Here is a 12439-nt window from a genome sequence, read left to right as displayed (position 1 = left end):
GAAGGGACTATCGTCATCGCGTGCGCTTGTACGCCGCATACGGCTCGAATCTCGACCCTGGGCGAATGCGGGCATATTGCCCCCACTCGCCGCTCGTCGGCACCGGTTGGCTCCAGGGCTGGCGACTGACCTTCGGCGGGGACGACCTGCTGGGACACGAGGGATCGGTCTCCACCGTGGTGGAGGATCCCGACGGACGCGTGTTCGTCGCCCTCTACGACATCCAGGCCACCGACGAGGGGCAGCTCGACGAGCTGGAGGGCTTCACCGCCGGCACGTACCGCAAGCTGCACGTGCGCGTGGCGACCCTCGACGGCGAGGTGACCGCCTGGATGTACGTGCTGGACAGCTACGAGGGCGGCCAGCCCACGGCGTGGTACCTGTCGGAGATCGCCAACGCCGCGCAGAAGGCCGGCGCCCCCGACGACTACGTCGCCGACCTGCGGGACCGCCCCACCCGCGACTAGCGGGCCACCGCCGCCGCGATCTTGAGGAAGGTCACCAGCTCGGCGCGCTCGCCCGGGGTCAGGTCGCGCAGCGACTGGGCCACGACCCGGTCCGCCACCCCGTCGGCGTGGACGAACCGGCGCAGTAGCGGCATCCGTGGCGGGTACGGCGGCTCCCACCCGTACGCGGTGGCGCCGGACTCCCCCTCCGGGCCGGCGATGAGCGCCTCGACCGGGCGCAGGCCCGCCGAGCGGACGGCCAGCAGCTGGGCGCCGACCCGGTGCTCGCGCATCAGGTGCAGCAGGACGGCGAGCCGGGCGCCCGGGCGGTCGTCCGGGACGGGCATGGCCCGCCAGGCGGCGAACAGCGGCATGGCGCCCGGGTCGGCGGCCAGCACGACGCGCTCGGCCAGCGCGGCGAGCCGGTCCAGGCCGGTGACGCCGGCGAACGCGGCCGAACCCCAGCGGCACCACTCGTCGAGACACAGCTCCGCGACCGCCCGCGGGCCGATGACCATCGTCGGCTCCCAGCCGCGCCGCACCGCCTCGGGGGCGACGAAGCCGAGCGCGGCGGCCACGGCGTCCGGGCGTACGTCATGGCCGAGGACCCCGGCCCGGCCCGCCACGTAGAGCGACCACGGGGTGAGCCCGAGCCCGCGCGCCCGCTCCCGGCTGGCCGGGTGCAGCGCGAAGTCGGCCCCGAGCGCGAGCACGGCGCGCTTGGTCGCTGCGGCGCACAGCTCGGGGGTCATCCCGCCGATTGTGCCGGGCGGGCGCCGATCGCGCCCGTCGGGTATCAGTCCATGGTGGACACCGGGAGACCGGAACCGGCCGCCAGCCGGGTGTACTCGCAGCCGGAGAGCTTGCTCATGTTGCCGTCGGTGACCAGGAAACCCGCGTCGCTGAGCAGGCAGTCGTGCAGCGCCACCGCGCGGCGCGGCCGGATGGCGCGGACGAAGTCGACGGACTCCGAAATCTTCAGCCACGGTCCGGAGACCGGGACGAACACGGTGTCCACGCCGGTGACGTCGCCGGGCAGGTCGAACGAGTCGCCGGGGTGGTAGAGCGCGTCCGCGACGAGAAAGCCCAGGTTGGTCACGCGCGGCACGTCCCGGTGGATCTCGGCGTGCAGCCCGCCGAAGGCGCGGACGGGCAGGCCGGCGGCCGTGAACGCCTCGCCCGGGGCGACCGTGGTGGTGACCGGGGCCAGGTCGCCCAGCTTGCCCACCACGTCGGCGTGGGTGAAGATCCGCACCTCGGGACGCCTGGCCAGCGCGTCGGTCAGCTTGTTGATATCGAGGTGGTCGAAGTGCTCGTGGGTGAGCAGCACCGCGTCGACGCCGTCGAGCGACTCGGCCTCGCTGAAGGCGCCGGGATCGATGACGAGCACGGCGTCGCCCGCCTCGATCCGGACACACGAGTGTGAATATTTGACGAAGCGCACCGGGCCTCCTCCAACTGTGACCGGTCCCTAATCTTTGTCGACGCCGAACCGTGATGTCGCGATCCCACGCTGACGGAACCGGTCGGGGTGCGGCCGCATCCAATCGCCGCCCCGACCCACCACCCGCACGGGAGGACATCCATGAGGAAGTACCGCGCCCTCGGTCTCATAACGCTCTGCCTCGCCGTCACCCTCGGCGCCGCCGCCTGCTCCGCGAAGAGCGACGAGGCCACGTCCAGCGCCGGCGCCCCCGCCATGGGCGCCCCGGAGGCCGCCCGCGACAACAAGGCCGACGCCGGCGCCGCCGACATGGCCGGCGGCGGTGCCGCCGAGAAGGGCAACCCGGCCGCCCCGCAGGAGGGCTCGGTGACGCCGCCCGAGGCCGGCGAGACCAACCGCGCCATCATCTACAACGGCACCATCACCGTGGAGGTGGCCGACGTGGCCGGCACGGCAAACCGGGCCGTCGGCCTGGTCACCGGCGCGCAGGGCTTCGTCGGCGCCGACAAGCGCAGCCTCTACAGTCCCACCGACGCGAGCGCCGTGCTCGTGCTCCGGGTGCCGTCGGCGGCGTTCAGCACGACGATGGACGCGCTCGGCAAGCTCGGCAAGGAGCTCGACCGCTCCAGCCAGACGACGGACGTCACCGAGGCCGTCGTCGACCTGGACAGCCGCATCAGGTCGCAGCAGGCCAGCGTCGACCGCACGCGGGCGCTCATGGCCAAGGCCAACACCATCGGCGAGATCGTCTCCGTGGAGTCGGAGCTGACCAAGCGGGAGTCCGAGCTCGCCTCGCTGCAGGCCCGCAAGCGCGACCTCGCCAACAAGGTGTCGTACTCGACGATCACGCTCATGCTGCAGACGGCGAAGAAGGTCGAGCCGCAGCCGGAGCCCGAGAAGGAGGTCACCGGGTTCCTCGGCGGCCTCAAGGCCGGCTGGCAGGCGTTCGTCGTGGCCGTGCAGGTCGTGTTGACCATCATCGGCGCGCTGCTGCCGTTCCTGGTCGCGGTAGCGATCCCGGTGAGCCTGATCATCTGGCTGCGCCGTCGCGGCCGGCGTCCGGCCCCGGTCCAGGCCGCGCCGTCAGCGGTCCGGCCGGCGCAGCCGGTCGAGCAGGGCGGTGACCTGGGCGGCGAAGGCCGGTGACAGCTGATAGTCGAAATGCCCCGCGATAGCGGGCGCGACCCGGTCGCCGGGCGGCGGATCGAACGCCAGCGGATCAACCAGGCGTACGTCCAGCCCGCCCGGCGCCACCGGGCCGCCGATCGCGTCGGTGCGCCGCCACAGGTTGCGCCAGCGCGGCTCGCCGCCGCCGACCGCCTCGGCCAGCTCGCCGAACACGCCGTCGTGGAAGTACGCCGGGAACGCCCGCCCGTACAGGCGGCGCAGCGGTGAGCCGTAGGTGAGCATCGCCGTGCCGGGCCGCGCGTCGGCCGGCAACTGCAGGACGGCCGCCGCGACCAGCACGGCGCCCTGGCTGTGGCCGGACAGCACCACCCCGCCCCGGCCCGCCAGCCACGCGGCGCGGTGGGCCAGCTCGGGGACGGCCCGCTCGGCGTAGCAGGGCACGCCCAGCGGGTGCGCGGCGCGCGGCCAGAACGTGGCGACGTCCCAGATGACGCCGACGACGCGGCGTACCCGTTGGTGGCGGTAGGCCTGGACGCCCAGCAGCACCAGCGCGAGCGCGGTGAGGTTGATGAGGTACGTCCCGGCGGTGGTGAGCGCGTGCAACAGGTCGGCCCCGGCGGAGCCGGACGGCGCGAGCTGCACCGGCCCGAGCCCGGCCAGCGCGAGCCCGGTCGCGGCCAGCACGCCGACGGCCAGGACGCCCCAGGCGACGCCGACCGTCCCTCCGATGTGGTCGGTGGCCCGGGCGCCGACGATCGCGTCGTCGATGTCCGCCGCCCGCGCGGGGTCGCGCGACCGGCCGCCGGGGAAGTCCTCGTCGGTGGCGGCCCGCGCGCCGGCGCGCAGCCGCGGCATGGTCACCGTCCGCACCCATGTGTAGGCCAGCACCGCGACCACGACGCCGACGAGGAAGCCCAGCGCGGCCCACTGGAAGGACAGCGGCGGCTCCAGGCGCACCCGGGCCACCGGCCGCGCCCAGTCGGCCGGGCTGGGCGAGGCGGCCCGGTCGAGGTAGTCGGCGACCCGGTAGGTCAGGCCGGCGGAGAAGGCCACGCCGAGGCCCAGCCCCAGCGATCCCACGATGGGGGTGCCGAAGCCGCCCAGCAGCGGGTCGCGCAGGCGCCCGTACCGGCGGGCGGCGCCGATCTGCACGGCCACCACGACGGCCAGCGCCGCCAGCACCAGCAGTTGCGCCGCGAACAGCCAGGTGACCAGCCGGCCGTACCCGGGCAGCGCGCCCGTCGCCCGCCAGGGCGCGCGGGGCAGCAGCGCGTACCCGAGGCTCGCCGCGGTCAGCGCCAGCGCCGTGCCGCGGGCCGCCCGCACCGCCGACCCGGCCCACCGGGCGGGCGCGTCGCGCGACATCATGCCGCGCGTCAACAGCACCAACGCACAACCCACCAACACCACCATGGTGAGTACGCCCAACAGCACGCCGATCGCCCGCGCCGCCGACGCGGACAGCGGCCCGAGGTCCACGCCGGCGAACCCGCCGGCCCGGTCGTGCCGGACGAGCACCCACAGCAGGACGGCGTCGACGGTGGCGAGCGCGACGGCGATGTGCAGCGCCCGCAGCCGCCCCACGGGGACGCGGCCGTGCCAGAACGTCGGCGAGGCGAGGCCGTCGCCGTCCGGCCGCGCGCCGGCGGGGCGGAACGACTCGTACCGGGCCCAGGTGCCGCGGCCGAGCGCCCACAGGACCGCGATCACGCCGATCGGGGCGAGGGCGCCGAGGGCGAGCCGGCGTCCGGGCGGGACGAAGAATCCGGTGAAGAGCCCGCGCAGCCACGGCCGGCCGGCCATGCACCCGGTGCCCGGCGACGCGCACTGCCAGGCGACCAGGTCCATCGCCGCCCCGACGATGGTGAGCACGAACGTGACCGTCAGCGACAGGGCGAAGAGCCGGCACAGCCCACGCACCACGGCCCGTCCGCCCGGCCCGGCCGGCGGGCGCAGCCAGACCGTCACGTTCGCGAGCGTGAACGGCAGCAGGAGCAGCCAGGCCGCGCGGGCGGCGGCGCCGGACGTGAGCGAGCCCCAGCGGTAGGCCTCCAGGTCGGCGCCGCCCGGCCCGGTCGTCGCGTGCGTCTCCGGCCGGGGCCGGTAGAAGCCGGCCTCGGTGTCGCCCGCGACCCGGCCCACCCACGGCCGGTCGAGCACCTCCTCGGCGGGGGCGCCGTTGACGCCGTGCACCCGGAGCTCGGTCGCCATGGAACAAGCGTAAATGAGACGAAAGAGACATCAAGTATTCCTCAGTTCAGCTCAAGGTTCGGTCAGGCGGCTCAGGAGCCCGGGCCCCACGGTCGACAGGGCCTGGTGAGGCGCCACTCGGGCGCCCCGGTGCCGCGTGCACCGGACCGAACTGCATAGGAGCCATGCCCGGTGCGATTCCCCCGGAACCGTCGCGCCGCCCTGCTGACCGCCCTCGTGACGACGCCACTGGTCGTGGCCGCCACGGGCTCGCCCGCCCTCGCCGACGCGGCCGCGTCGTCGCCGGGCGTCGAGCGCGCGAACCAGCAGGACGGTGTGTCGATCGATGTCAGGGACAACGGTCGAGCCCGCCATCTGGCCATCACGCCCGGCAGCCGGGTCGCGGCCGCGCGCCCGCGCGGCGGCTCGCCCGAGTCCGCCGCCCGCGCCCACCTCGCCACCTACGGGGCCGCCTTCGGCGTCCGCGACCAGGCCCGCGAGCTGCGCGCGGTGGTGACCGTGCCGCAGGACGGTCACGAGCTCGTCCGCTTCCAGCAGACCCGCGCGGGCCTGCCGGTCATCGGCGGCGAGCTGGTCGTGACCCTGGACACCGACGGCGCCCTGCTCGCGATCAACGGCGAGACCTCGGCGGACACGGCCCCGGTCGACGCGGCCACGGTCAGCGCCGCGACGGCGCGGGAGCACGCCATCGCCGCCACCGCGCGGGCCGCCGGCGTGGCCGCCGCGACGCTGCAGGCCAGCGAGCCGACGCTGTCCGTCTACGACCCGTCGCTCGTCGGGCCCGCCACGACGCGGGCCACCGAGACGGTCTGGCGGCTCGAGGTCACCTCGCCCACCCGCCCCGACATCAGCCGGTACGTGCTCGTCAACGCCACCGACGGGCACGTCGCGCTGAGCTTCTCGCGGATCGCCACCGCCAGCGAGCCGAACCGCCAGGTGTGCGACCTCGCCAACGCGCCCACCGACGACGAGACCTGCACGGACGCCCGGAAGACGCGCGCCGAGGGTGAGGCACCCACCGGCATCGCCGACGCGGACAACGCGTACGAGCTGACCGGCGCCGTGCACACCTTCCTCAACTCCCTGGGTCGCGACGGGATCGACGGCAAGGGCATGCGCCTGCTGTCCACCACCCGGTTCTGCCCGACCGGCTGGGAGGACGAGAACACCGGCGGGTGCCTGTTCCCGAACGCGTTCTGGAACGGGCAGCAGATGACCTTCGGCGACGGGTTCGCGTCGGCGGACGACGTCGTCGGCCACGAACTCGCGCACGGCGTGACGGAGCACACGTCCGGGCTGCTGTACTACTACCAGTCCGGCGCCATCAACGAGTCGATCTCGGACGTCCTGGGCGAGTTGTTCGACCTGTCGTACAGCGGCCCGGTGGCGGGCGACGACAGCGCGGAGGTGCGCTGGTTGCTCGGTGAGGACCTGCCGCGCGACCCGGGGGCCAAGACGCCGACGTGGGTCCGCGGCGCGATCCGCAGCATGAAGGACCCGACCCTGTTCGGCGACCCGGACTCCACCCAGAGCGATAACTGGAAGCCGGCCTTCGACGACAACGGTGGCGTGCACGCCGACAGCGGCGTGGGCAACAAGGCCGCCTACCTGATGACCGACGGCGGCACCTTCGGCGGCGTGACCGTCGCCGGCATCCGGGACGTCACCAAGGTCGCGAAGATCTGGCTCGGCGCGGAGAAGCTGCTCACCTCGGGCGCCGACTACGCCGACCTGGCGTACGCCCTGCAGCAGTCCTGCGCGAACCTGGGCTACACCACGGAGTGCGCCTCGGTCAGCCGCGCCACGGCCGCCGTGCAGATGACGCGGCAGCCGGCGACCGAGGCCGCCCCGGCCCAGGCGGCCATCTGCCCGGCCGGCACCCGGCCGCGCAACCTGTTCGTCGACCGGTTCAGCAGCGCCTCGGCGTGGAACGTGACCTCGACGGTGGCCGTGGACGGCAGCGTGCGCCCGAGCGCGGTGGCCGGCAACGCGCTGCTGATGCAGACACCGTTCATCGACCGGCGGCCGACCATCACGGCGACGCTGAGATCCAGCGTCACGCTGCCCACCTCGGGCACCGTGTACGTGCGCTTCGACCACCTCGACGCGTTCGACTGGATCGGACCGGGCTACCTGTGGACCGGCTACTTCGACGGCGGCTTCCTGGGGATCACCACGAGCACCGCCACGAACCCGACCTACGCCGCCCCCAAGGGCGCCTGGGTCAACGGGCCCAACCGCGAGATCGAGGCGGCGTACGGCGGCATCGGGTTCGGCGGCGACAGCCGCGGCTGGACCTCGTCCCGCATCACGCTGGACCCCACGACGTACCGGGGCAAGAAGGTCAAGCTCCAGTTCAAGGTCCGCACCGACGGCATCATCGCCGGTAGCGCCGCCTACGGCTGGTGGCTCGACAACGTGCAGGTCTACACCTGCGCCGCGAGCAGCCCGGTGCACTCGGACTACAACGGTGACGGGGTCAACGACGTGGCGATCGGCTCGCCCGACCGCGACGTCGACGGCCTGCCGGACGCCGGCGCCGTGACCGTGTCCTACGGCTCGTCGGGCAGCGGCCTGACCACGTCCAGCGCGCGGGTCCTCACGGCCGGCGTGCCGGTGGCCAACCAGCAGTTCGGCGCCGCGACGACCAGCGCCGACTTCAACGGGGACGGCTTCGCCGACCTCGCCGTCGGCGCGGCAGCCAAGGGCACGACCGCCGGCCGGGTCACCGTGTACTACGGCTCGTCCGAAGGGCTCACCGCCCTGCGCTCGAAGGCGTTCGCGAGCACGACCTTCACCACGTCCGCCGCGGCGGGCTTCGGCAAGGTGCTGGCCGCGGGCGACGTCAACAAGGACGGCCGGGCGGACCTCGCGATCGGCACTGAGGGATTCTCCTCGTCCGCGGGCGGCGTCGGCGTCCTGAAGGGGACCTCCAGCGGCCTGACCACGACGGGCCGCGCCTGGCTGACCCAGAACACGACCGGCGTGCCGGACGCGGCCGAGGCGGGCGACCGGTTCGGCGCCGCGCTGGCCATCGGTGACCTCAACCGGGACGGTTACGCCGACCTGGCCGTGGGCGCCCCCGGCGAGACCGTCGGGTCACCCCGCGGCGGCATGGTCACCGTCCTGCGCGGCTCGGCGACGGGCGTGACCGGCACCGGCGCGCGGGCGTTCACGCAGAACACGACCGGCGTGCCGGACGGCGCCGAGACCGGCGACCTGTTCGGCGCCGCGCTCGCCATCGGCGACCTCAACCGGGACGGCTACGGCGACCTGGCCGTCGGCGCACCCGGCGAGTCGGTCGGGACGCGGGCCCGGGCCGGGATCGTGACCGTGCTCAAGGGCTCGACGTCCGGCGTGACCGGCACCGGCGCCAAGGCGTTCAGCCAGAACACGACCGGCGTACCGGACAGCGCCGAGACCGGCGACCAGTTCGGCGCCGCCCTGGCGGTCGGCGACGTCACCGGCGACGGATACCACGACCTGGCCGTCGGCGTGCCCGGCGAGTCGGCCGGCTCGGCGACATCGGGCGGCGTGGTCACGGTGCTGAAGGGTTCGACGTCGGGCGTGACCGGCACCGGCGCCGTGGTTCTCGGCCAGTCGGCCGCGACCGGCGGCGCCGAGGCGGGCGACCAGTTCGGGGCCGCCGTGGCGATCCGGAAGATCCGCTCCGGGACCCAGGCCAACGTGCTCGTCGGCATCCCCGGCGAGGACGCGGGCAAGGGCGCCGTGGTGCTCTTCCCCGGCGGTCCTACCACGACGGGCGCGCAGGTCGTGACCAATGGGCAGTTCGCCGGCGGCGCGCAGGCCGGCACCCGCTTCGGCGNGGCCCCCCCCCCCCCCCCCCCCCCCCCGGGCGGTCACGGCTGGTTCAGCAGCCCGGCGATCGCCGTATAGACCATGACGCGTACGCCGTGGCCGATCGCGGACTCGTCGATGTCGAAACTGGACTGGTGGATGTCGACGCTGTCCACCGCGTTGGGGCGGCCCACGCCGAGGCGGATCATCGCGCCGGGAACGGTCTCCAGGTAGTACGCGAAGTCCTCACCGCCCATGCTGACCTCGGCCTCGTGCACCGCGTCCGGGCCCAGCACGGCCGTGGCCGCGTCCGCGATGAGCCGGGTCGCCGCGGCGTCGTTGACGACCGGCGGCACGCCGCGCGTGTACGTCACGTGGGCGGTGCCGCCCGTGCCGGCGACCACGCTCTGCACCAGCTCGGTGACCAGGGTCGGCAGCTCCCGCCAGGTGTCGCGGCTCAGCGTGCGGACGGTGCCGCGCGCGTAGCCCTCGCTCGGGATGGTGTTGGCCGCCTCGCCGGCGCGGACCGCGCCGAAGACCAGGCTCACCCCGCCGCGCACGTCGACCCGCCGGTCGAGCAGCGCCGGCACGTCGACGAGGACGCGGCCGAGGCTGTGCACCAGGTCCACGGTGAGGTGCGGGCGGGCCGTGTGGCCGCCCGGCCCGGTGATGCGGACCTCGACCGTGTCGGCCGCCGCGGTGAACGCGCCGGAGCGCACGCCGACCGTGCCGACGGGCAGCTGCGGGTTGCAGTGCAGGGCGAAGATCCGGGAGACGTCCTTGAGGCCGCCCGCCGCGATGATCTCGGGGGCGCCGGTGAGCAGGCCGTCCTCGCGGACCATGATCTGCTCCTCGGCCGGCTGGAAGAGCAGCCGCACCCGGCCCGGCAGCGCGCCCGCCCTCGCCAGTTGGGCGAACATGAGCCCGGCGCCCAGCAGGATCGTGGCGTGCACGTCGTGCCCGCAGGCGTGGCAGACGTTCGGCTTCGTCGAGCGGTAGGGCACGTCCTTGGTGTCCGGCAGGGGCAACGCGTCGATGTCCGCGCGCAGCGCCAGGACCGGGCCGTCGCCCGTGCCGATGTCGCAGATGACGCCGTTGCCCTGGGGCAGCAGCCGCGGCTTGAGCCCGGCCTCGACCAGCTCCCGCTGAATGAGCGCGGCCGTCTCGAACTCCTGGCCGGACAGCTCGGGGTGCGCGTGGATGTGACGGCGTACCGCGATGAGGTGCCCGCCCCGGGCGGCGAGGAAACGATCGAGCGCCGGGCGCGGGTCGTACGCGGCGGGACAGCCGAGGGTGCCTCGGGGGTCGATCCGGTCCGCTTGCTCAGGTCCGCCGCCGGCTGTCGCGGGCAGCGTCAGCACACTCGTCACAACGACATCTCGATTTCAGTCGGTCAATATGGCTGTCTTGCGTTTCTACCCGGGGGACTCACACAGGGTAGTCCGAGGGCGGTAACGCTACGCAATGTCATTTCGGTTCCAGCTGCATTGCACAGCGTCACGTTTGGCCCATTCCCCCCTATCTTGCCACCTCAGGACATCGGGCGTACCGGACACGCTTACCCGTTTTCACGTTTGCCACACCGACGACAAGCGTCCCACTTCGCGGCAGCAACACGCAGCGTAAGAAGCATTTTCAGCGTCGCCGACGGCACACTAATCACACTGCGTGTCCGTTAACGCTCGATCAGGTGAATGCGCTCAGAAAGTCTCGGCCGGTCGGTAGATTCCCCATTCGGCGCGCAGGGCGTCGCACACCTCGCCCACCGTCGCCCGCAGCCGCAGCGCCTCGCGCATGGGCGGGAGCACATTGTCCGTACCCGCCGCCGCGGAGCGGAGCGCGGACAGCGCGCGCTCGACGGCGGCCGCGTCCCGCGAACTCCGCAGCTCCGCCAGGCGCGCGGCCTGCGCCGCCTCGATCGCCGGGTCGACCCGCAAGGGCTCGTAGGGCTCCTCCTCGTCGAGGGCGTAGCGGTTCACGCCGACGACGACGCGGGCGCCGGCGTCGATCTCCTGGGCGACCCGGTAGGCCGACGTCTCGATCTCGCGCTTCTGGAAGCCCGCCTCGATGGCCGCCACCGCGCCGCCGAAATCGGCCACGCGGACCATCAGCTCCGCCGCGGCCGCCTCGACCTCGTCGGTCATGGCCTCGACGGCGTACGACCCGGCGAACGGGTCCACCGTGGCCGTCAGGTCGGTCTCGTGGGCGATCACCTGCTGGGTGCACAGGGCCAGCCGGGCGGACTTCTGCGTGGGCAGCGCGATCGCCTCGTCGTAGGCGTTGGTGTGCAGCGACTGGGTGCCGCCGAGCACCGCGCCGAGCGCCTGCACCGCCACCCGGATCAGGTTCACCTCGGGCTGCTGGGCGGTGAGCTGGACGCCGGCCGTCTGGGTGTGGAACCGCAGCATCATCGACCTCGGGTCCTTCGCGCCGAACTCGTCGCGCATCATCCGCGCCCAGAGCCGGCGGGCGGCGCGGAACTTCGCCACCTCCTCCAGCAGGGTGGTGCGGGCGACGAAGAAGAACGACAGGCGCGGGGCGAAGTCGTCGACCGCGAGGCCCGCGTCGATCGCGGCGCGCACGTACGCGGCACCGTTGGCCAGCGTGAACGCGATCTCCTGCGCGGGCGTCGCGCCGGCCTCGGCCATGTGGTAGCCGGAGATGGAGATGGTGTTCCACCGCGGGATCTCCGCGCGGCAGTAGGCGAACGTGTCGGCCACGAGCCGCAGCGAGGGCTTCGGCGGGAAGATGTACGTGCCCCGGGCGATGTACTCCTTGAGGATGTCGTTCTGGATCGTCCCGTTGAGCCGGTCGGCCGCGACGCCCTGCTCCTCCGCGACGAGCTGGTAGAGCAGCAGCAGCACGGCCGCCGGCGCGTTGATGGTCATGCTGGTGCTGACCTGGTCCAGCGGGATGCCGTGGAAGAGCCGGCGCATGTCCTCGATCGAGTCGATCGCGACGCCGACCTTGCCGACCTCGCCGTGCGCGATCGCGGCGTCCGAGTCGAAGCCCATCTGGGTCGGCAGGTCGAACGCCACCGACAGGCCGTGCGTGCCGGCCGCGAGCAACTGGTGGTAGCGCGCGTTCGACTCCGCGGCCGTGCCGAACCCGGCGTACTGGCGCATGGTCCACGGACGGGTCGTGTACATCGTGGGATAGACGCCCCGGGTGAACGGGAACGAGCCGGGCTCCCCGAGCCGTCCGGCGAGGTCGTGCGGAAGATCACTTTCAACATACACGGATTTGACGGGCAAGCCGGACTCGCTGGTCCTGGGTGGAGTACGCGCAGTCCGATCGCTCATAACCGCGATCGTATGGCCCCCACCGGACGGCCACGCCGCACCTCGGTCGGAGGTCTGACTTTCCTCAGGGCGCGACGTCGCGCAAGATAGTTCAGTTGGCTATTCCATGA

The 12439-nt window shown here is 73.4% G+C and carries 8 protein-coding genes; 3 read left to right on the top strand and 5 right to left on the bottom strand.

Translation table 11 applies throughout. From position 1 onward, the window contains the following. The first annotated feature begins 20 nt into the window (after positions 1–20). Positions 21–467, top strand: a complete 447-nt coding sequence (locus ABD211_RS03310) for a gamma-glutamylcyclotransferase (RefSeq protein ID WP_344126046.1) — start codon at positions 21–23, stop codon at positions 465–467. On the opposite strand, the gene ABD211_RS03305 is transcribed toward ABD211_RS03310, so the two are convergent. Both ABD211_RS03305 and ABD211_RS03300 read right to left on the bottom strand, forming a co-directional pair. Further along, positions 464–1198 carry an SCO6745 family protein gene (locus ABD211_RS03305; protein ID WP_344126044.1) on the bottom strand — a complete coding sequence of 245 codons (735 nt, stop codon included), beginning with the start codon at positions 1196–1198 and terminating at the stop codon, positions 464–466. The genes ABD211_RS03310 and ABD211_RS03305 overlap by 4 nt on opposite strands. 44 nt (positions 1199–1242) lie before the next feature. After that, positions 1243–1890 carry an MBL fold metallo-hydrolase gene (locus tag ABD211_RS03300; RefSeq protein ID WP_344126042.1) on the bottom strand — a complete coding sequence of 216 codons (648 nt, stop codon included), beginning with the start codon at positions 1888–1890 and terminating at the stop codon, positions 1243–1245. Between the two features lie 141 nt (positions 1891–2031). On the opposite strand from ABD211_RS03300, the gene ABD211_RS03295 reads away from it, so the two are divergent. After that, positions 2032–3036: a DUF4349 domain-containing protein gene (locus ABD211_RS03295; protein ID WP_344126040.1), complete on the top strand. Its 1005-nt coding sequence runs from the start codon at positions 2032–2034 to the stop codon at positions 3034–3036. On the opposite strand, the gene ABD211_RS03290 is transcribed toward ABD211_RS03295, so the two are convergent. Then, positions 2974–5229, bottom strand: a complete 2256-nt coding sequence (locus ABD211_RS03290) for a hypothetical protein (RefSeq protein ID WP_344126038.1) — start codon at positions 5227–5229, stop codon at positions 2974–2976. The genes ABD211_RS03295 and ABD211_RS03290 overlap by 63 nt on opposite strands. 171 nt (positions 5230–5400) lie before the next feature. On the opposite strand from ABD211_RS03290, the gene ABD211_RS03285 reads away from it, so the two are divergent. Continuing rightward, positions 5401–9126: a M4 family metallopeptidase gene (locus tag ABD211_RS03285; protein ID WP_344126036.1), complete on the top strand. Its 3726-nt coding sequence runs from the start codon at positions 5401–5403 to the stop codon at positions 9124–9126. On the opposite strand, the gene ABD211_RS03280 is transcribed toward ABD211_RS03285, so the two are convergent. After that, positions 9090–10397, bottom strand: coding sequence for an amidohydrolase (locus ABD211_RS03280; RefSeq protein ID WP_425560328.1), 1308 nt, complete (start codon positions 10395–10397; stop codon positions 9090–9092). The genes ABD211_RS03285 and ABD211_RS03280 overlap by 37 nt on opposite strands. A gap of 330 nt (positions 10398–10727) precedes the next feature. Further along, a complete protein-coding gene (locus ABD211_RS03275) occupies positions 10728–12329 on the bottom strand; it encodes an acyl-CoA mutase large subunit family protein (protein WP_344126034.1) in 1602 nt (533 codons plus the stop codon). Positions 12330–12439 lie beyond the last annotated feature (110 nt).

It is taken from the genome of Luedemannella flava, from assembly GCF_039528515.1.
GTDB classification, from domain to species: Bacteria; Actinomycetota; Actinomycetes; order Mycobacteriales; family Micromonosporaceae; genus Luedemannella; species Luedemannella flava.
The sequence above is the reverse complement of the archived record's forward strand: the minus strand, read 5'-3'. Positions and strand labels throughout refer to the sequence as shown.